Origin of the sequence: Roseateles koreensis, from assembly GCF_028595305.1 — a bacterium.
Lineage (GTDB): Bacteria > Pseudomonadota > Gammaproteobacteria > Burkholderiales > Burkholderiaceae_C > Paucibacter_A > Paucibacter_A koreensis.
On sequence record NZ_JAQQXS010000016.1, the window covers coordinates 58,489 to 79,215 of the forward strand.

At 64.3% G+C, this 20,727-nt stretch carries 16 protein-coding genes and 1 pseudogene; 3 read left to right on the forward strand and 14 right to left on the reverse strand.

The features are described 5' to 3' along the window. The first annotated feature begins 139 nt into the window (after window positions 1-139). Window positions 140-1,222, forward strand: coding sequence for an AraC family transcriptional regulator (locus tag PRZ01_RS16635; RefSeq protein ID WP_273597915.1), 1,083 nt, complete (start codon window positions 140-142; stop codon window positions 1,220-1,222). A gap of 75 nt (window positions 1,223-1,297) precedes the next feature. On the opposite strand, the gene PRZ01_RS16640 is transcribed toward PRZ01_RS16635, so the two are convergent. Further along, complete coding sequence (locus PRZ01_RS16640; protein WP_273597916.1) at window positions 1,298-3,934, reverse strand: TonB-dependent receptor; 2,637 nt, start codon at window positions 3,932-3,934, stop codon at window positions 1,298-1,300. A gap of 665 nt (window positions 3,935-4,599) precedes the next feature. Between PRZ01_RS16640 and PRZ01_RS19325 the strand changes: the two are divergent. Together PRZ01_RS19325 and PRZ01_RS16645 are read left to right on the forward strand one after the other, a co-directional pair. Then, window positions 4,600-4,692, forward strand: a pseudogene (locus PRZ01_RS19325) (PEP-CTERM sorting domain-containing protein); the annotation flags it as partial. Then, a complete protein-coding gene (locus PRZ01_RS16645; protein WP_273597966.1) occupies window positions 4,658-4,990 on the forward strand; it encodes a hypothetical protein in 333 nt (110 codons plus the stop codon). The pseudogene PRZ01_RS19325 and the gene PRZ01_RS16645, both read left to right, overlap by 35 nt. On the opposite strand, the gene PRZ01_RS16650 is transcribed toward PRZ01_RS16645, so the two are convergent. The 13 genes from PRZ01_RS16650 to yghU all read right to left on the reverse strand — a co-directional run bounded on the left by PRZ01_RS16650 (window position 4,980) and on the right by yghU (window position 20,680). Beyond that, window positions 4,980-5,933, reverse strand: a complete 954-nt coding sequence (locus PRZ01_RS16650; protein ID WP_273597917.1) for a LysR substrate-binding domain-containing protein — start codon at window positions 5,931-5,933, stop codon at window positions 4,980-4,982. The genes PRZ01_RS16645 and PRZ01_RS16650 overlap by 11 nt on opposite strands. A gap of 94 nt (window positions 5,934-6,027) precedes the next feature. Continuing rightward, on the reverse strand, window positions 6,028-6,801 hold the full coding sequence (locus PRZ01_RS16655) for an SDR family oxidoreductase (RefSeq protein ID WP_273597918.1): 774 nt from the start codon (window positions 6,799-6,801) through the stop codon (window positions 6,028-6,030). Window positions 6,802-6,840: 39 nt separating this feature from the next. Further along, the gene (locus PRZ01_RS16660) at window positions 6,841-8,439 is read right to left on the reverse strand and encodes a glycoside hydrolase family 53 protein (RefSeq protein ID WP_273597919.1); all 1,599 of its coding nucleotides are present in this window, start codon (window positions 8,437-8,439) and stop codon (window positions 6,841-6,843) included. A 133-nt stretch (window positions 8,440-8,572) separates the two neighbouring features. Next, entirely contained in the window at window positions 8,573-9,592 is a 1,020-nt protein-coding gene (gene araH, locus PRZ01_RS16665) for an L-arabinose ABC transporter permease AraH (RefSeq protein WP_273597920.1), read from the reverse strand. Further along, complete coding sequence (gene araG, locus PRZ01_RS16670) at window positions 9,589-11,118, reverse strand: L-arabinose ABC transporter ATP-binding protein AraG (protein WP_273597921.1); 1,530 nt, start codon at window positions 11,116-11,118, stop codon at window positions 9,589-9,591. Before araG ends, araH begins: the two co-directional genes overlap by 4 nt. A gap of 165 nt (window positions 11,119-11,283) precedes the next feature. Beyond that, a complete protein-coding gene (locus PRZ01_RS16675; protein ID WP_273597922.1) occupies window positions 11,284-12,279 on the reverse strand; it encodes an arabinose ABC transporter substrate-binding protein in 996 nt (331 codons plus the stop codon). Between the two features lie 36 nt (window positions 12,280-12,315). After that, entirely contained in the window at window positions 12,316-13,290 is a 975-nt protein-coding gene (locus PRZ01_RS16680) for an SMP-30/gluconolactonase/LRE family protein (protein WP_273597923.1), read from the reverse strand. 206 nt (window positions 13,291-13,496) lie between these two features. Next, on the reverse strand, window positions 13,497-16,043 hold the full coding sequence (locus PRZ01_RS16685; protein ID WP_273597924.1) for a beta-galactosidase: 2,547 nt from the start codon (window positions 16,041-16,043) through the stop codon (window positions 13,497-13,499). Window positions 16,044-16,091: 48 nt separating this feature from the next. Continuing rightward, on the reverse strand, window positions 16,092-16,721 hold the full coding sequence (locus tag PRZ01_RS16690; protein ID WP_273597925.1) for a 2-dehydro-3-deoxy-6-phosphogalactonate aldolase: 630 nt from the start codon (window positions 16,719-16,721) through the stop codon (window positions 16,092-16,094). Window positions 16,722-16,798: 77 nt separating this feature from the next. Further along, window positions 16,799-17,803, reverse strand: a complete 1,005-nt coding sequence (locus PRZ01_RS16695) for a 2-dehydro-3-deoxygalactonokinase (RefSeq protein ID WP_273597926.1) — start codon at window positions 17,801-17,803, stop codon at window positions 16,799-16,801. Beyond that, a complete protein-coding gene (dgoD, locus tag PRZ01_RS16700; protein ID WP_273597927.1) occupies window positions 17,797-18,945 on the reverse strand; it encodes a galactonate dehydratase in 1,149 nt (382 codons plus the stop codon). The genes PRZ01_RS16695 and dgoD overlap by 7 nt, the downstream gene beginning before the upstream one ends. A 110-nt stretch (window positions 18,946-19,055) precedes the next feature. Further along, complete coding sequence (locus PRZ01_RS16705) at window positions 19,056-19,691, reverse strand: glutathione S-transferase family protein (RefSeq protein WP_273597928.1); 636 nt, start codon at window positions 19,689-19,691, stop codon at window positions 19,056-19,058. A gap of 65 nt (window positions 19,692-19,756) precedes the next feature. Next, entirely contained in the window at window positions 19,757-20,680 is a 924-nt protein-coding gene (gene yghU, locus PRZ01_RS16710) for a glutathione-dependent disulfide-bond oxidoreductase (protein ID WP_273597929.1), read from the reverse strand. Window positions 20,681-20,727: the final 47 nt, after the last annotated feature.

Genomic DNA, 20,727 nt, shown 5'->3' on the forward strand with positions numbered 1-20,727 from the left:
GTCGGTCTCCTGATCCCCACAATATAGGCAGCTTTGCCTGGCTTGGAAATGGCTGGGCCGGTCAGTGCTTTGGTGTTTTTTGTCAATTTGGTTGACGCGGTGCTGATACGCTTGCCTGCCTTCAGAACCCCTGTTCCAAATGAACCACGTGCGCGCTACTGCCGAAAAAGTCACCGTTGAAAGAGACACCGTTTCGATGTATTTCGCCAATGCGGCACTGCGTCATTTGACGCCGGTTGCGCGCGAGCGGGTTTTGGGCGAATTGGACATTCCTGAGTCCTGGCTCGGCGTGCCGCACGCGCGCATGCAGGCGGCGACCTTTTCCGCCTTATGGCTGGCGGTGGCGCGGGAGTTGGACGACGAATTCTTCGGCCTCGGCCGCCGTGCCATGAAGGTGGGCAGCTTTGCCCTGCTGTGCCAGGCGGTGTTGCATTGCGAGAACCTGGAGCGCGCCATCAAGCGCATGCTGCGCGGCTTCAGCGTATTTTTGGACGATTTGCAGCTGAGCCTGACGCAAGAGGGGGATGAGGCGCGGGTGCATCTGCGCAACGGCATCGCCGATGAGGCCGACCGGCGCTTTGCCGATGAAACCCTGCTGGTGCTGATCCACGGCCTGATGTGCTGGCTGGCCGGGCGCCGCATCGAGCTGCTGCGGGTGGACTTTGCCCACGCCCGGCCCGCGCATGTGGCGGAGTACACGGCGATGTTTTCCAAAAATCTGAGCTTCGACGCCGCGCACACGGTGATGGGTTTTGACGCTCAATTGCTGGTCGCGCCGGTGGTGCAGAACAGCCAGGGCTTGCAGCGCTTTTTGCAGACCGCGCCACAGTCGGTGGTGCTGAAGTACAAGAATGAAGACAGCTGGACCGCGCGGGTGCGGCGGCGGCTGCGGGCCTGCCAGACCGCCGAGTCCTTGGGCGACTGGCCGCGTTTTGAGGCGATGGCGCAGGAGATGGGCCAGCCGCCCACCACCTTTCGCCGCCGCTTGGAGGCCGAGGGCAGCCGCTATCAAGGCATCAAGGACCAACTGCGCAACGAATGGGCGATTGAGCGCCTGAGCACCAGCACAATGAGTTTGGACGAGATGGCTGCCCATCTGGGTTTTCACGACGCCAGCGCCTTTCATCGGGCCTTCAGTCGCTGGAACGGTGTGCAACCCGGGGAATACCGGCGCCGACGCCTGGCCGCGTCTGAGGCGGTCATGGCGGCGCGCAGCCCATGAAAAAAGGCGGTGCGTTTTTGGCCGCACCGCCTGTCAAAGGTTCGCTATGAACAGGCCCGAACGGGCCTTGGGTCATCAGAGCTTGTAAGACAAACCCACGTTGAAGCGACGGCCGAACTGGAAGTCGTTCTGGTAGTAGGGGTTGACCGGGTCGGTGTAGGTGACCTTCTGGTTGGTCAGGTTCTCGACCCCGAAGCGCAGTTGTACATGCGAGTTCAGCTGTTGCGACAGGTTCAGCGAGGCCCAGGTTTCAGCCCCGTTGATCTGGAACGCGGTGGAGTCCCAGGTCGGTGCGCGGTTGTAGGCGCTGTGTGCGTTGACTGCCAGGCGGGCTTCGAAGCCATTGCGCTCGTACCACAGCGTCAGGCCGCCGTTGTGCTTCATCAGGCCGTTGGTGGCGATGGGCGTGAAGGTCGAGCCACTCTTGTCGCCGTTCTCCTGGATGTTGCTGTCGGTATAGGTGTAGTTCGCCGCCAGACCCAGGCCATTGAAGGGCTCGGGCAGGGTGGTGAAGGCCTGTTGGTAGATCAGCTCGATGCCGTCCACATGGCCGCCGTCGCGGTTCACCTGCTGGGTAAAGTAGGCCTTCTGGCCGTTGTAGGTGCCCGCCACCGAGGCGATGCCGATGTAGTCGCTGATGTCCTTGTAGAACACGCCCACCGAGACCAGATTGCCCTTGCCGAAGTAGTGCTGGAAGGCCAGATCCACCTGGTTGGCCATCATGGGCTTGAGCTGCGGGTTGCCGCCGGAGATGGTGGTCGGGTTGACGCCGTTCTTGTCGATGTTGACAACATGGGCGTCGTTCATCACGTCCAGCGGCGCACGCGACATGGCGCGGGCCACGCCGAAGCGGACCTGGTTCACATCGTTGTCGTCCAGGTTCAGGATCAGATTCAGGCTGGGCAGGAAGCGGGTGTAGCTGGTGCCGTCTGACACCGGCGTGGGCGCGCCGCCATTGACTTGCTCATTGCCATAACCGGTCTGCGTGGTGTGGACCAGGCGGGCGCCCACATTGCCGCGGTAGCTCAGGCCACCAAAAGCGGTACCGGCCAGGTCGCCCTGCACGAACACGGCGGTATTGCTCTCCTTGGCACGCCAGTCTTGCTGCACCAGATCGCTGGTGGTGGCGGTGCGGCCATCGGCGCTCAAGGCGCTGCTGCCGAAGTACTTGCCCACGGTGTCGGCAAAACCGCCCTTGAACTCGATGAAGTCGGGCCGGCCAGCCACGCTGACGCGCTGGAACTCTGAGGTTGGGATCGTGGCCGTGCCGTAGTCCCAGGAGACCTGGTTGTAGGACTTTTCACGCTGGGTTGCGCGCAGGCCGAACTTCAGCTTGACCATATCGCCCCAGTCGACAAAGCGGCTGGCGCTCAGCGATTGCGAGTTGAGCGAGTCATGCAGCTTTCCGGCGTAGGTGGGGCCCCAGGTCTCGCTGACCGAGTTGGCGTAGTTGGCCGGGTTGCCGGTGTCCTGGCTGAAGCCATAGGTCATCCAGCCGTCTTTCGGGAAGTTCCAGTTGACCGAGCCGGACTGCAGCATGGTCATGTTCACCGCGCTCCACATTGTGTCGCGGGTGGCGGTCGAGCCGGCGATATCGCCCTCGAACTGCCAGTCGCCGGTCTTGAACTTGCCGTTGACACCGCCGGCGAAGTTGGTCATGTCCTGCTTCCACTGGGCGTTGATGGTGTCCATATTGACGCCAGACACGGTGGCGCCCGTCACATAGCCACCGTCCACCGTGTAGTTGCTGTAGGCGCCGCTCTGCCAGCCATTCCAGTTGCCCACATTGCTCTGGACGTGGATGATCTGCGGCTCCAGGATGTTGGAGCGGGCGTAGTACACATCACCGGTCAGGGCCAGGTCGGCGCTGGGCTTGTACTCCAGCTTGCCGAGCACGCTGGAGCGCTTGTCGGTGCCCTTCTTGACACTGTTCTGGAAGCCCCAGGGCGTCTTGCTCACCGTGGTGCCGGGCAGCACGCCGGAGTTGTTCTCGTTGAAGCCCCAGTTGTTCGTGCGGTCTTCCAGCGAGGGCTGGTCGTAGTAGCTGAAGGCCAGGGCCACGCCCAACTTGTTGTCGGCGAATTGGTCGATGTACACGCCGCCCAAACGCGGGGCGTACTTCTTTGCGCCGTCGATGTCGCTGGCCAGTTGGTAGTACAGCGCGTCGGCCTTCAGCGAGAGCTGGCGCGTCTTGTAGGCCAGGGGTTGCACGGTCTGCAGGTCGATGGTGGTGGCGATGCCGCCTTCCACCAACTCCGCAGACTGGGTCTTGTAGACCGTGGCACCCGACACCGACTCCGACGGGAACATCTCAAAGCGCACAGCGCGGTCAGGTTCGGAGGACGCAAACTCGCGGCCGTTCAGCGTGGCGCCGACAAAGCGCGGGCCTAGACCCCGTGCCACGATCTGGCTGGCGTTGCCGCGGTCAATGCCGGCAGACAAGCCGGGCAGGCGAGCCAGCGATTCGGCGATCGTGGTGTCAGGCAGCTTGCCGATGTCTTCGGAGGAGATCACCTCCACCATGCCGTTGCTCGCTTCCTTGGCTTCCAGGGCGCTGCGCACCGAAGCGCGGATACCGGTCACCGTGACGGTTTCAAGGGCCTGTTTGTCGGGCGCTTGCTGGGCTTGTGCCTGAGCCTGGACGCTCAGGGCGGCTGGCGCCAGAAACAGGGCGTGAATCAGCCAAGCGAGTTTCTTTTGTTTCATCTGCATGATGTCTCTTCCGTTCTTTTAGGAGGCAGGGCGCGCCGTGCCTGGATATTGAAGGGTGCAATACCGCACTGTCGGTGCAGTGCTTGGCGGAATACTAAGGAAGGCTCACATGCCGCGTGTATCACTTTATTAGTCGGATATATGTGCAATTCGGATAGCTTGAAGGGCTGGGGGGTGACGCCCGGGCGGCGAGGGCCTGCAGGCCGCATGAACACACGGTGGCGCGGCAAAGTGTTGCGCTCAAACCATAGTAGTTACCCGATTAACCCGACGGGCGAATAGGTCAGCGCGCTGAGTTTGATTTGTCAGAACTTCATACCGTCAATGGGCGTGAAAACAGCGCTGAAGTTTCTCGAGCATGTTGATGCCCGAAAAATAGTTGCCGCCTTGACGGCGCCTCCCACGCATTGCGCCCCTATTTTTTTGCTAACCCAGGATTGGCGCCGAATTCACCGCATCGACAGACCTTTGTCGAACGCTGTTGCCGTGCAAATGCCCTCGGCCTTGCGGTGCGACCGCACGAAAGACACCCGCCCAGCGCCCAGGGGGCGTGCGGCACAAATCGGCACGGCTGCGAGTTGTCGTGATGTTGTTATCGGTTTTGACGCAAACCTTTAATCGAGGTGATGGTCATTTTTGTCATTTAGTTGGCCCTGTACGTGGACTCTCTTGCCGCAGCAGTGCCCGAGTCGGCCAGCTACGGCTTGATGCTGGCGGGTCTGGGTGTCATGGGCTTTGTCGCACGACGCCGTGCCGCCACCGCCGCCACTGGTTCCGTCACCTTTTTGGGATCCGGGCAGCTACGCCTTCAACAGTGCCACGGACTGGAATCAATGGAAGTACGTGTCGGACGGCCTGGGTGGCACGATCGGCGTGAAGTACGGCGTCAGCGCTGGCTACAGCACCTGGGACGGGTCGGCCGCTGGTGTGCAGCCCATGGCTCCACGGCCGACAGCGTTGGCAACAGCTCCTTTCAGGTCTTTACGTTGGCTCTCTGGCCGCCGTGGCATTTACCGCACGCCGGCGCTCGCAAAAGCGGGCTTGATCACGCACTGAAACTGCTGCGGCGCATGCCGAGTTCGCGCAAGATCTCCAGCATGGCGCTGGCGCCGGGCGAGAGGCGGTGGTTTTTACGGGTGACGATGCCGTACATATCCATGCGCACGCCCAGCTCAAAGGGCAGCACCGTCAGCAAGCCGGCGTCCAAGTGCGATTGCACCAGTTCGGTGGGCAAGGCCACCACCATATTGCTGCCCATCAGCAGCTGAGTGATGACGGGCAGGGCCAGGGTTTCAACCACCTCGGCGGGTTGATCCAGACCGTGCGAGAGAAATAGCGCGGTCAGGCGATCCCGCAAAATGCTGCCGCTGGGGGGCAAGATCCAGCCCTCTCGCGCCAGGTCGGCCAATTGCAGGGGCTCGCCCTGCGCCAGCGGGTGGCCCGCACGGGCGATCACCATGTGCGGCTCGTCGGTCAGGGGCTCAAAGTTCAGCACCGAGGCGGATTCGGTGTCCAAAATCCGCCCGATCACCAAGTCCAGCTCACCGGCCCGCAAGCGCTGGATCAACAGCTTGCTGGTGTCCACCGAGATCGACACGTGCACGCGCGCGTGCTGGCCTTTTAGCCGTTTGACGGCCTCGGGCAGCAGACCCGTCGAGGGGGTCATGACGGTACCGATGGCCACACTGCCGCTCATGCCCGACAGCAAGGCCATCACCTCCTGATGGGCGGCATCCATTTCCGCCAGTGCAGCACCAGCGCGGCGAATCATGACCTCGCCGTAGACGGTGGGCGCCACGCCACGGGGCAAGCGCTCAAACAATTGCACGCCCAGCGCATGCTCCAGTTCTGACAGCAGCTTGGACGCAGCTGGCTGTGTCAGGTTGGCGGCCTGTGCCGCATGCAGCACCGAGCCGTGCCGGCCCAGTTCAAGCAGCAGCACCATTTGCCGCACTTTCAGGTGCGAACGGACAAAACGATCAGAGCGTGGGTCAGACATGGATCAGGGATGATTCAGCGGGCGCGGTTTGCGGCGGGCCTGCGTTTGCCGCCATGGCATGCGGTGTTCAAGTCGAATCAGTGTAGTCTGGGCATTACTCGTGATACAGCTGGGTGCGCCCGCCGTCGATCAAGATGTCGGTCGCGGTGATGAACCGGGCCTCGTCGCTGGCCAAGAAGAGGGCGGTGTAAGCCACCTCGACCGGCTCGCCCAGGCGCTTGACGGGCAGCAACTCGGCCTGGCGTAGTTTTTCAGCCGCAGGATCGTCGAAGGTGGACAGCCATTGCTCGTTGGACTCCGTCATGATGAAGCCCGGAGAAATCGAGTTGACCCGCACACCGCGCCCCGCATATTCGATGCCCAGCGATTTGGTCAGGCCCAGCAACGCGTGCTTGGCCACCGGGTAGGGGAAGCAGCCGGGGATGATCTTGTGCCCGTGCACCGAGGCGATGTTGACGATGCTGCCGCTGCCGCGCGCCACCATGCCGGGCAGCACCGCGCGTGCCATGTTCCAAGCGCCTTCCAGGTCGACCGCGAAGCAGCGTTGCCACTGCTCTGGCGTCATTGTCAAAGGGTCGGCAAACACATTCATGCCCGCGTTGTTGATCAACACATCCACGCGGCCAAAGCGCGCCATTGTCTGGGTCACCAGGACGTTGACCGCGTCGGCATCGGCCACATCCGCCTGCACGAACAAGCAGCGCTCGCTGCCCAACTCGTCCCTCAGCGCGGCGGCAGCGGCGTCGTCGCGGTGGCTGTTGATGACCACATAAGCCCCCTCCGCCAAAAACAGGCGGGCGACAGCACGGCCGATGCCCAGGGTGGAACCGGTGACGATGGCGACTTTGTCTTGCAGGCGTTGGGGCATGGTGAGGACTCGTGGAGAACAAAAAATGGGGGATGAAAATCAGGGTGTGGCCAGCGCACTGACCGGCGTAGACGTGGGCAGTGGCATCGCCGCAGCATGGTCGCGCCACAAGGACAACACCGGCAGCGCACGGCCCCTGAAATCGAACAGCGTGGTGTTGGCCACCACATTGGGCCCGGGCGCGGCATCGCCCTCATGCAGCGCCCAGCCCACGCCCGGCGTGGCAATCATGACGGGGTCCCAGTACAGCAAGCCCAAGACCCGGTCGTTGCGTTTGAGTGTGTTCAGCATCTCGTCCATGAAGGCCCGTTGGCCGGCGGGTGAACTCATGCTGGCGGGGTAGGGGCCATTGTTCTCCAGCTGTCCGGCATAACCGTTAGCCAGCGTGGGGTGGAAGTTGAACCCCACCTCCATCACCAGCATGTCGCAGTCGTAAAAGGTGGTCACGGTGCGGCTGAATTCAGCCAACTGGGCGACGGTCTTCTTCGTCCAAAACGGGTAGTACGAGGCGCCAATCACGTCCCACTGCACACCGTTGGCGCGGGCGTGGTCAAACCAGTCGCGGTACTTGGCGAGGTTGCCGCCGTCGTCCAGATGCAGGACGACGCGGCTGCTGGGGTTCACGGCCTTGACTGCCGCGTAGCCGGCCTTGAGCAGCTCGGCCAAGCGGGGCCAATTGGCGGGTGTGGCCGCACCGTAGGGGTAGAGCATGCCAGCTTCGATTTCATTGCCCAGTGACACGAACTCGGGCGTTGTGCCCTGCGCTTGAAGGGCCAGTATGACCTCGCGGGTGCGCGCGGCCACCAACTCGCGAAGGCGGGCCAAGCGGGCGGCCTCGTCGGGCAGTGGGTCCAGCTCTTTTTGCCAGGCGCCGGGAATGCGCTGAGTCTTGGAGTTTGTCCAGAAGTCGCTGTAGTGCAGGGTCAGCTCAATCTGCATGCCCTGGGCTTTGACGCGCCGCGCCAGGCGCAGCAAATCGGGCAAGTCCATGGAGCCGGCGGGCCAGTAGTAACCATCCACCCCTGTGCCGGGGCCGGTGTGCTCGTACAGGCGCAGGCGGGCGATGCTGTGGCCGTTGGCGCGCAAAATCTGCAGAGCATCGCCGGCATGCCCCTGGGCATCAAAGTAGCGGGCGCCCATGCGCTCCATCAAGGGCAGTACCGACACATCGCCACCCGCCAAAAAAGGCCGGGGCTGCGCTTCGCGTTGGAGCTGGATGTCGCTCAGCTCTGCCCATTGCCCGCCCTTCGCGTTGGAGTACAGGCCGATTTTCAAACGGCCTTGGGGCACGGGAATTCCGGGGATCACCACCTCCTGCGCGCCCCTGTTTTTGTCATTCGCTGCGGGCAGGCTGGTACGCGCCAGGGTGAAGCCCTCCGCCCCAGCAAAGACAAAGACTGAAGGCTGACCGCCGCTGCTGCGTGCTTTGGCGCGCAGGCTGTAGCTGCCCGGCGTGAGCCCTTCAAGCACGCGCATGCTGGTGACCTTGTAGTCTTGCGCTGCGCTGTGGTGCACTGTGGTGGTGGGGTCTGCCGCTAAAGCTGCTGCATTGACGGCGGTGCCGTCGCCCTGGACTAACCAGTTACCCGCGCTGACCTCTGCGTGCACGCTGGGTGTGGTGCAGAGGAGCAGTATCAAGCTCAGGCTGATTGCATGAATCGCATGAACCCAACGATGAGATCGCGCAAGCGGAGTCACCATGTCACCTCTTCGCATGTTCTTGTCGTGTCGTCAGCGCAGGCCCCGTGGGGCACTGCGAGTAAACGAGGCGTTAGCGTCGTGCTGCGCCGCGCGTCTTCAACTGGTCCAGCAGCACGGCGGCCAGCAAAATCAGGCCGCGCATCAGGTACTGGTAGAAGGCGTCCACGTCGAGTAGGTTCATTACGTTCTCGACCGTGCCCATGATCAGCACGCCGATCAAGACGCCGAAGATGCGGGCCCGGCCGCCCAACAGCGACACGCCACCCAGCACGCAGGCGGAGATCACGTCCAACTCAAAGCCCTGTGCCGAGTTGGGTTGGCCGCTGGTGATGCGGGAGGCCAGGATCAGGCCGGCCATGGCCGTGACCACACCTTGCAGCAGAAAGATCCAGACGCGCAACTTCTCGACCTTGACGCCGGCCAAGCGCGCTGCTTCCGGGTTGCCGCCGATGGCCAGCGTGTTGCGGCCAAACACGGTGTGGTTCAACAGCACGCCGAAGACCACAAAGCAGGCTGCAGCCACCAGCACCGGCAGTGGCAGACCGAACAAGCGAGTGTCGCCAAAGCTGATAAAGGACTCGTCTGCAATGCCCACGGCCTGCCCCTTGGACACGATGAAGGCCAGGCCGCGCACCATCAACATGGTGGCCAGCGTGGCGATCAGGGCGTTGACGCGCAGGTAGGCGATCAGCACCCCGTTGCCCGCGCCGATCAGCGCCCCGGCCAACAAGCCGCCGCCAATGGCGAGGCCGACACTTTGTGTGCGCTCCAGGATGATGGCACCCAGCACGCCGGAGAAGGCGATGGTGGACCCCACCGACAGGTCAAAATCGCGCGAGGCCAGGCACAGCATCATGGTGCAGGCCACCATGCCGATCTGCGCCACCGACAACATCAGGCCGACGATATTGGCGGCGGAAAAAAAGTTCTCGACGCTGAAGGCGAGCACCACGAACAAAAGGGCGTAGCCCAGGGTCATGCTGTGTTCGTTCAGCCAGGCACGGTGCTTGGAGTTCATGGCGGGGCGGTCGCTCGCAGTTGAGGTCGAAGGGGAGGTCGACGAGGAAGATGGCGTGGTCAGTGTGTTCATGCTGTGATGGCTTGCGCGGTGGCTTGGGTTTGCATGTCGGGCAAAGCAAGGCTCAGGACGGCGGTTTCGCTGGCAGCGGCGCGGGACAGTTCACCGCTGATGCGGCCTTCGCGCATGACGATCACGCGGTCAGAGATGCCCAGTACCTCAGGCAATTCGCTGGAAATCACGATCACGCAGCAGCCGCTTTCGGCCACTTCGTGGATGATTTGGTAGATCTCGTTCTTGGCGCCCACGTCGATGCCGCGCGTCGGTTCATCGAGGATTAACACCTTCAGCCCGGGTTCGGCCAGCCAGCGCGCCAGAATCACCTTTTGCTGGTTGCCGCCCGAGAGCAGGCGAATTTCCTGCTCGCGGTTGGGCGTCTTCACGCGCAGGCGGCGGATGAAGGCATCGGCCCGGGCCGCCTCCTTGCGATGACGCAGAAACAGCCCACCTAACAACTCATGCCGACGGCAACTGATGTTGATGTTTTCGGCCACCGAGGACTCCGCCAGAATGCCTTGCTCCTTGCGGTCCTCCGGGCACAGCACGATGCCGGCATCGATCGCGGCAGACGGGCCACGCGGGCTCACCACCTGGCCGTCGAGCGCGACTTGGCCCTGGCTGCGCGGGTCTGCGCCGTAGAGCAGGCGCATCAGCTCGCTACGCCCCGCCCCGACCAGGCCGAAAAATCCCAGCACCTCGCCGCTGCGAACGCTGAAACTCAGCGGTTCGCGCAGCGCGGCGCCATGCAGGCCCGTGACCTTCAGCCGCTCGTCGCCCAGCGGGCGGGCACGGTAGCCGTAGATATCGTTCAGCTCGCGCCCCACCATGTCGCTGATGAGGGTTTCACGCGGCACCTCGGCCATCACTGGGTGCGTGGCCACCTTGCGGCCATCGCGGAAGATGGTGCAGGCGTCACACAGGGTGTAGAGCTCTTCGAGCCGGTGCGAGATGTAGATGAGGGTGCGGCCTTGCGCGCGCAGGTCAGCCACGAGCTTGAACAGCACTTCGGTTTCGCGGTGCGAGAGGCTGCTGGTGGGCTCGTCGAAGGCAATGACTTGCGCGTCTTGCAGCACCGCCTTGCAGATCTCCACCATCTGCCGCTGGGCGATGGACAAATCCATCAGGCGCGCGTCGGGGTCCAGGTCCACGCCGATCTCGGCCAGCCGGGTGCGTACCAATTGGCGGGCGGCGGCCTTGTTCACGAAGCCGAACCTCTGCGGCAGGCGGCCCAGCAACACGTTCTCGGCCACGGTCAGCTCGGGCACGTACTGCAGTTCCTGATGGATCACGGCGATGCCGGCGGCAATGGCGTCGGCCGCGCTGCTGAAGTGGCGCTCCTGGCCGCCGACCACGAGGCGCCCGCCGTCAGGGCGGTATTGGCCGCCGAGGATTTTCAGCAAGGTGGATTTGCCGGCGCCGTTCTCGCCCAGCAGGCCATGCACCTGGCCGGCACGGGCTTCAAAGGACACGCCGTTGAGCGCCTTGACGCCGGGAAAGATCTTGGAGACCTGGTCAAACTGAAGGTAGGCGGATGACATGGAAAACCATCAAAGGGTTGGCGCGCGAGGATGCTGCTTGCTGCGTGCTGCAGCTGAGCGGCCTACGGAGCGGGTCCGTGCGAGAACGCGTTAGCGCTGAAAAGACGAAGGGCCGTGCGGGGTGGTTGGGCGGCAGCGCTGCTTCCACCCCGACCGCCCGCGCGGTCAGAGACCCATCTGCTTGCGCACCGCGTCTTGATTGCGTCGGGTCATCAAGGTGCCGGTGGTCAGGGTGACGGCGGCGGGTGCCTGGCCGCTGGCAATCCATTGCTGCATCATGAGCACGGTTTCATAGCCATGGCGCTTGGGGCTGATCAACACGGTGCCGTAGAAGGCGGTGGGTTTGGGCTTGGCGAATTCGTTCAACGCGGTTTGGCTGCCGCCGATACCGATGCCCACCACCGCGTCTTCGCGCAGCGCCCGGCCCTCGGCCGCCCGCACGGCGCCCAGCACGGCTTCGTCATTCATGCCAAAGGCCACCCAGTGCTTGAACTTGGCTTGCTTGGTGAAGGCGATGTTGGCGGCGTTGAAGGCGCTTTCGGTGTCGGTCTTGGCTTGCGGCGCGTCGACGAGGTTGGCGGCCGGAAAGCCGGCCGCCTTCAAGGCATCCACCGCGCCCTGGGTGCGCTCACGCGCGGTGGGCAGTTGGTCGAAGGCCATGCGCAGCGCGCCGACTTCGGCCATGTTCCAGCCGCGTTGCTTGATTTCTTCCGCCAGGCCGTTGCCCACTTGTTTGCCAATCTCGTAGGCCGAAATGCCCATGTGCGGGATCGATGCAATTGGCTTGCCGGCGCCGTCCACCAACTGGTCGTCCACCGACATCACCCTCAAATTGTTGCGCTTGGCTGCGCGCTCCACCGCCACACCCAGCTTGACGTCGGGCGCGCAGATCACAAAGCCCTGGGCCTTTTGCGCAGCCAGGTTGTCGATGGCGGCAATCATCTTTTCGCCGTTCGGCACGCCGATCTTGACCAGCGCGAAGCCTTTTTCCTTGGCCGCTTGTTCGGCATAACGCCATTCGTCCTGGAACCAGGGCTCTTCAGCCTGCTTGACCAGAAAACCGATCTTGATCGGATCAGCAGCCCTGGCGTATGCAGCGCAGCTCAGCGCGACGGCAGCGGCCAGCAGCGGCTTGGCCCAGTGGCGAAGGATGTTGTTCATGTTGGCGTCTCCAAAAAATGTGAAATGGTCCGGCGCTCAGGGCGCGGTGCTTTCATCTAGATCATCAAACAAGCAGTCGGCCAGGCCGCGCAGGCCCGGCACTTGGCAGGCAAACAGGCTGCCAGCGAGTGGCTCTTGCTCCAGGTGTTCGCGGCTCAGATTTTCGCGGGCGCTGCTCACCATCAGCGTGCCCATCTGGTCGCCACCAAAGGCGGGGCAGGTCACCTGAGAGGCCGCCATCGCCACCGTGCGCATCCGCTCGCCCTCGGGGGAGTATTGCAAGACTTGGCCAGCGCCCCACTGGGCGTTCCACAGGCAGCCGTCGGCATCGATGACGGAGCCGTCAGGCCAGGCTTTGGGGTCGTCGAGTTGGACGAACACGCGCAGGTCAGCGACTTGGGCGGTCTCCGCGTCGTAGCTGCATTGCATGATGCGCTGCGTCAGCGTGTCGCAGAAGTACATGCGGCGCCCATCGGGGCTGAAGCAGATGCTGTTGGCAATCGCCACCGCCGGCAAGGCCAACCGGCGCAGGCCGTATTGGCGTGAGTACTGGTAGAAGCTGCCAATCGGGCGGCGCTCGGCCGCAGTTTCATTCATGGTGCCGAACACGAAGAAGCCGCGTCGATCGGTGCGCCCGTCGTTGATGCGGGTACGCGGCTCGGCGGGGTCCACGGGCACGAGGGACTGGATGCCCGGCGTGACACTGCCGCTGGCTTGCAGGTCGGGCAGGCTGGCCATCACCAGGCGCTTGGCCAGGCCCAGCAGCAGCCGGCCCGAGCGGCAATGAGCAAAACTGCCCAGGCGGTCCGGCAGGCGGGCCGTCAATACCTGGGCTGAACCTGGTGTCCAGGCGTGCAGGGTGGCGGCTTGGATGTCAGTCCACCACCAGCGTTGGCTGGCCTCGTGCCATTGAAGCCCCTCGCCCAGGATTGCGCCCTGGGCGAGGGCCAGCAAGGCCTCCTCGCCTCGTTCACCGGTACTGCGGTTCGCCACGCCAATGTCTGTTGTCATGATGGAATGCCGCTGAATCTCAGAGTTTGGCCGGCTGGCTTGGGCGGGCCGCCGGGCGAGCGTGAGGTGCAGAGATCATGGTGTCCGGAGTTTTGTATTTTTGTTGAAGGCTGGATGCCCAAGCTTCAAAGTTACCGCTTGATCACATGCCAGACAAATGTCTTGTTTGCGGCGAACTATCTCAAATCGCTATAGATCATGAGGGCTCAGGGCTGCAAGGTCCAGCGGTAGACCGGCAGCCACTTGAGCTCGCGCACACGGGCCAGCTGGGTGGCGCTGCCGAAGTCGGGGCGGTGCTCGGCGGGCAGGTAGATCGGCGCGTCGGCGCGCAAGGGCAGTACGCTGAGTTGCAGCGGTAGGGCCTGAGCGGCCGACTTTTGTGCCCCTTGCGGCGGGTTCATTCCGGCGAGGTGCTTGAGGCTCATTTGCCACAACTGCCCGTTGTAATACCAGTCGTCCATCAACTGGGCGCCGGCAAACAGGCGGCCGATGTCACCGACGAAGTCGACTTGCAGCAGCATGTCTTCCAGCGTCTGGCCTGCATTGGCGGGTAGCTGAGGCCACTCGATCTGCCATGCAGCGGCCTTGCTGAAGGCTTCCGGAATGGGTTGCAGCGCTGCGCCGGCCAGGCCGCCCTTCATCACGGGCGGTGCTTCACCTGCCGGGCGCAGGGCGTTCCAGCGCGCTTCCACGGTGACGGCCGGGTGCTGGGCCTCCAAGACTTGAAACACCCCATCTTGCGTGGCGGTTTGCAAAGGCAGGTTCGAGTGGGGCACCGCCTGGATGGGCGGGTAGACCGCCACGCGCACCTTGGGCTGGAGGGTGGACAGCAGGGTCAGCGTTTTGCCCGCCACCGAGCCGGCTTGCTCGCTCAGCAGCAGCCGGCGCTCGCCTGCCCAGTCCACGATATTGAGTTGATCTACTTGCTGCGGGCTCAGCACCAGCACCGTCACCTTGGGCGCTCCGGGGCGCTGCAGCGTGAGTTGCGCCTGGGTGCCGGGCTCGATGTGATCGATGACCAGGCGCCCTTCGGCCGCGCTCACCCGTGCGCCAGGAGCCTGCAGGTGCGCACCCACGGCGGGGTCGGCAAAGGCCAGCTCCACCGGAATGCCCGCCTGCGCGGCGAACACATAGACGAGGCCCTCGCGCCCCCGGTTCAGCCGCGCCACCGGTTGTGCGGTGGCATAGCTGAGGCGGGTGCCGCCCAGGTCGAAGTTGATCGGCCAGATGAAGTAGGCGCCATTGGCCACGTCGATGGGCTGACGCGGAAACTGCACGGTCTGTGTCGCCAGCTTGACCGAGAAGCGAATCTGCTGCTGCGCCGGCATGGCGTACTGGCGCACATGGTTGTTGAAGAACAAAAAGCCGCTGTCGCCCTTGGCGCGAACCGACCAGCGCGGCGTCTTCAGATCCGTGGCCAGGGCGGGGGTGAGGGCGGGTTTGCGCACCGTCATGGCGGCCAGTTCGGCGCCGAAGTCGTGCAAGAAATAGTGGAAAGGCCGCAGCTTGTTCAACACTGGGCGTTGCTGACCGTCCGGGCCCAGCGGCGCGTTGAAGTCGTAGCTGACCATGGGCGTGTCGTTGTAGCCGCCGCTCAGGGTGCTTTCTTCCTGGCTGACCCGGCCCATGCGCCCGCCGGGATTGCGCCCGCCGTGGAACATGTAGTAGCCCATCAGATTGACGCCCGAGCCCAGTTGCACAGGCAGCATCGAGGCAATGTCATCGGGCGAAACCAAGGTGCGGCGGCGGTACATGGCCGGCAGACCGGCGCCATATTCCGCCCCGAGGAAGGGCGTCAGCGCGATGTCGGTTTCAGCCGTGCCGGGGGCGGAGGCCGCGGTTTGCGCGCCCAGGTCGCCGCTCACCCGGCTGTCGAAGCGAAAGGCGTAGGTCTCTTTGGGCGGTAGTTCGGTGGTTGAAACACCCCAGGGTTCATCGGGGTAGCCGCCGAAAACAGGGGTGACTTCGCCGCTGGGATACACCGTGCCGTCCCAGCCGGTGACGGTGTAGAGCGGTGCGTCCAGGCCGGCCTTCCGTGCTAACTGCTTGAGTGTGCGGATGTGGGCTTCGCCCTGGCCCGGGCCGGTGAGGTTGTACTCGTTCTCCAGCTGGATGCCGATGATGGGGCCGCCGTCCTTCCACATCTGGCCTTTGAGTTGCAGGCCAATTTGTTCGTAGAGCCGCGCTACGACCTTCAGGTACTGTGGGTCGCTGCTGCGGGTGGGCATGCTGTTCACCACCCAATCCGGCACGCCGCCGAAGCGGGCTTCGGCATGCGCCCAGGGCCCCACGCGGACAACCACTTTCAGGCCGGCCTTGGCGGCCAGCCGCACGAAGCGCCCCAGGTCGCGCTGGCCTTGCCAGTTGAATTGGCCGGCCTCTTCTTCATGGTGGTTCCAAATCACATAGCTGGCAACGATGTCGACCCCGGCGGCCTTCATCTTGCGCAACTCCGCCTCCCAGCGTTCGGCCGGGCAGCGGCTGTAATGGAACTCGCCCATCACCGGCAGCCAGGCTTGGCCATTGCGGCTGAGGTACTGGCTGTTGGCCAGCAGGGTTTCACCCTTGGGCGAGGTGGCCGTGCCCATGTGCAGGTGGCCGCTGGTGGGCGCGGGCGCCGGGGCGCTGGCGTCCACCTCGAGCCAGTTTTGCGCGTGGGCAGCGCCGCTCAGGCTGAGCGTCAGCCCGGCGCTGAGTCCCGCCACAACGGCGTTGAAGCGCAGGGGGCGATATGCCGTTTTGGGGGTGTTCATGGCTGTCTCCGACTTGTCTGTTTTTATCTGCGTCGTGTCAGTGTGGATTCAACGTTCGCGCCACGCTTTGACGAAGGCGCGACCGCGTTCGGCCACCTCAACGGCCGTCATGCTCGGCGCGTAGAGTGCTGAGCCCAGGCCGAAGCCCGAAGCCCCGGCTTGCAGGAATGGCCCCATGGTCTGCGGGCTGACGCCGCCCACGGGGAGCAAGGGCAGCGCCGGCGGCAGCACGGCGCGAATGGCTTTCAAGATGGGCGGCGTAACCATCTCGGCGGGGAATAGCTTGACGGCGTCCGCGCCGGCATGCGCGCAGGCAAAGGCCTCGGTGGGGGTGGCGGCACCGGGCACGCAGATGAGGCCGGCGGCCTTGACCGCGCGGATCACCTCAACATCGGCGTGCGGCATCACGATCAGCTTGCCACCGGCGGCGGCCACTTGTTCGGCGGCCCCGACGCTCAACACGGTGCCGGCGCCCATCAAGGCATCAGCCGGCAGAACACGCGCCAAGCGGGCGATAGAGTCCAACGCCTGCGGTGAGTTCATGGGGACCTCGATCAGGCGAAAGCCTTCGGCATACAGGCCCAGTGCGATGGCCTCAACTTCTTCGGGGCGCACGCCGCGGAGAATGGCTACCAGCGGCAGGGCGGCAAAAGCGCGTTGGAACAGTTCTTGTGTCATGTCAGGGCTCTCAAAGTAGTGCAGTGCCGCTGCGGCATTGACGGCATCTGCGTGATGGGGCGGGCAGGGCGCTTGCTTCAGGCCGGTGCAGCGGCCCAACCGGCGGTAAGCGCCAAGCTCCACAGGCCCTCGGGAGCGGTGTTGCCCAGCAGCAAAGGGGCCGTGACCTTGAATTGTTCGAGCGCCAGGCGGTAGCGCTGGCACAGGGCGGGTTCGCCAATCAAGGCCAGCGGCGCGTGGGTGCATCCGCCTGCATCGCGCCAGGCCAGGCCGGCGCGCAATTCGTGGCCGATCAGCAGACCGGAGAGGTAGTCTTCCAGGCTGTCCAGCGGCAGTTGTTCCATCAAGCCCAGGGTGCGCACCGCGAAGAGTTGCCGGGGCAAGCCTTGCTCACCTTGCGCCTGCGCAGCGGCCACTCCGGCCAGAAAGCCCGCCTCGTCAGCCGCGCTTGGGGTGTCGACCCGCGTTGGCGGCATCAATCGGCCTAACACCGAGTGTTGACGCAGCAAGGCGAAGAGCTCGCCGGTCATCTGGGTATGGAAATCGCGCACCTGGCCCGCGCCGAGTTGTGCCCATTTGGAATGGGTGCCCGGCATGATCACGCAAGCTGCGTCGGCCAGTTGGGGGTGCAGCTGCATGGCGCCGACCAACTGGGTTTCTTCGCCTCGCATCACGTCGGGCGTGCAAGCCGGGGCCTGATGCCGCAAGCCGGGAATGATGTGCAGCGTTTGGCCGCCGTCCAGTTGCAGTGCGATGGCCTGTGCGGCCAGGGCGTGTGCGTCGGCGGGGCAAGGTACGTAGGGCGCTTCACGCCAGCCGTGCTTGGCGCCCACCATGCCGCAGGCGACCACGGGCAGGGTGGGCCAAGTTTGCAGCCAGTCGCCGGCCACCTGCGTCAGGGCGGCCACATAACTGTCAGCCTGGCCGTTCATTGCGCTGGCGCCGAGCGAGGCGCTGCGGCTGGCGCGTTGATGGCCGCGAGCGTCCAGCAAAAAGGCCCGCAGGCCCGTGCTGCCCCAGTCCAGGGCCAGCAGTGCGGGTTCGGTCGCCGTGGCGCTGCTCAAGGCCACGTTCGTCACCATTCGGCAATGCTGCCATCAGCGTGGCGCCACAGCGGGTTGCGCCAGTCGGTGGCTCGCAGGCTGGCTTCGATCACGCGCTCTTCATCCACCACCACGCCTAGGCCGGGCTTGGGCAGGGGTTTGATGTAGCCGCCTTCGATGTGGAAGTCTTCGCGGTTGCTCACGTAGTCCAGCAGTTCGGCGTCCCGGTTGTAGTGGATGCCCATGCTTTGCTCTTGCAGCACGGCGTTGTGCGACACGAAGTCAACCTGCAAGCAGGCTGCCAGTGCCACCGGGCCCAGCGGGCAATGGGGGGCGAGGGCCACGTCATGGGCTTCAGCCATGGCGGCGATCTTCACACACTCGGTGATGCCGCCGGCATGCGACAGGTCGGGCTGCACGATGGCAATGCCGCCGTCGCGGAACACGCGTTTGAAATCAAAGCGCGAGAACATGCGCTCGCCCGCCGCCAGCGGAATGGAGGTGTGCTCGGCCAACCTGGCGTAGTACTCGGCTTGTTCGGCCAGCACGGGTTCTTCGACAAACAGAGGCCGGTAGGGCTCCAGGGCGCGCAGCAGTACCTTGGCCATGGGGGCCGCGACGCGACCGTGGAAGTCGATGCCGAACTCGATTTCTTGGCCAAAAGCGGCGCGAATCTCGGCGATGCGGCCCACAGCGGCATCGACGGCGGCGGCGCTGTCGATGATGCCCAGCTCTTCGGTGCCGTTCATCTTGAAGGTGTCGAAGCCCGCTTCACGCAGGCGGCGGATGTCCTTGATGACATCGGCCGGGCGGTCGCCGCCGACCCAGGAGTAGGTCTTCATGCGGTCGCGCACCAGGCCGCCTAGCAACTCGTAGACGGGCACGCCCAGGGTTTTGCCCTTGATGTCCCACAGGGCCTGGTCGATGCCGGCGATGGCGCTCATCAGGATGGGGCCGCCGCGGTAGAAGCTGCCGCGGTACATGGCTTGCCACAGGTCGTTGATGCGGGCCGGGTCTTGGCCGATCAGCAGGGGCGCGAATTCTTCGACCGCGGTCTCCACCGTGCGGGCGCGCCCTTCGATGACGGGTTCACCCCAGCCGACGATGCCTTCGTCAGTTTCAATCTTGAGAAGCATCCAGCGCGGAGGCACGCGGTAGGTCGTGAGCTTGGTAATCTTCATGGGGCCGTGATCTGTCAAGAAACGACCTTCAGCTTAAGTCTCCAAGCTAGATTGAAAGTATCGTTTTTTCCGATTCAGCTATGTGATTTTGGGATAACGGCCCCGCCACTTCACAGCGCCATGGCGGGGCGCTCCGCCATGGCTGCACGCCAGCGCAGCAGGTGCGGGTGCGAGGCGTCAGGCTTGAGCTTGATCACCCTGGCAAAGTCCACCGTCACGACGGCAGTGATGTCGGCGATGCTGAAACGCCCGCCGGCGATGTAGCTGCGCCCGGCCAAATGCGCGTTGAGCGTGTCGAAAAAATGCTGCACACGCTGCTGGCCCCGGGCGGCCAGGGCTGGGATTTGCGGGTAGTCGGTGGGGCCGGGCAGGGCGCGGTTGGCCATGGCGGGCGCGCTGTTGCGCAGGGCTTCGGCAATGGCCATCAGCCCTTCGAATTCAATGCGCCACTGCCAACTGGCGATCTCCGCCTTTTCAAGCGGCGTGGTGCCCATGAGTGGCGGCGCGGGGTAGCGTGCCTCCAGGTAGGTCGCAATGGCGGCGTTGTCGGTCAGCAGCGCGCCGTCTTCCGTGCGCAGTGCGGGCACTGTGCATTGCGGGTTGATCTGCCGGTAGGCCTCGCCCATTTGCTCGCCACTGCGCAAATCGATTTGCACGGTGTCGTGCTGCACCTGCTTTTCGGCCAGCAAGATGCGGGCGCGGCGGGGGCTGGGCGCCGTGGCGCAGTCGTAGAGGATGACGGTCATGGCGGCGCGTCTTTGCGTTGGTGAGATGAAAGTGCGAGTTAGGGGGAAGCACCGTGCAGAGAAACTCAGCCGGTGGCTGCCAGCTTGTCTTGTGTTCGCGTCTCGAAGTCGCTGGCCGCATGGCGTTCGTGCAGCTGGCTGGCCGGATCGCCCCAGGCGCGGTTGACCTTGCGGCCGCGCTGGGCGGCCGGCCGCGCGGCGATCTGCTCGGCCCAACGTATCACATGGGTGTAGGTGTGCACCTGCAAAAATTCACCGGCCTCGTACAAATGCCCTTTGACCAGCGCGCCGTACCAGGGCCACACTGCCATGTCGGCAATGGTGTACTCGGCGCCGGCGAGGTAGGGGCTGTCGGCCAACCGGCGGTCGAGCACGTCGAGCTGACGCTTGACTTCCATGGCGTAGCGGTCAATGGCGTATTCGATCTTGGTGGGGGCATAGGCAAAAAAGTGCCCGAAGCCACCGCCCAGAAAGGGCGCGCTGCCCATCTGCCAGAACAGCCACGACAGGCATTCGGCGCGCGCCGGCATGTCGGTGGGCAAGAAGGCGCCGAACTTCTCGGCCAGGTACAGCAGGATGGCGCCCGACTCGAACACCCGCACCGGCGTGCCGCCGTCGTGGTCCCCGCTGTGATCCATCAGTGCCGGAATCTTGGAGTTGGGGTTCACCGCCACGAAGCCGCTGCCAAATTGCGCGCCGTCATTGATGGGGATGATCCAGGCGTCGTACTCCGCGCCGGCGTGCCCCAACTCCAGCAATTCTTCAAGCATCACCGTGACTTTGACGCCATTGGGCGTGGCCAGCGAATACAGCTGCAGCGGGTGGCGACCCACCGGCAGCGCTTGCTCATGCGTGGCGCCGGCCACGGGTCGATTGATGCTGGCGAAGCGGCCGCCGTTGTCCTGATGCCAAGTCCAGATCGCCGGCGGGGCGTAGGGTGGGCTGGTGGGTGGAATGTTGGGTGACGCAGGTGCTTCAGAGGTGCTCATGCATTGGGCTCCAGGCAAGAGGCGATGGGTTGACTCATCCAAGTGTA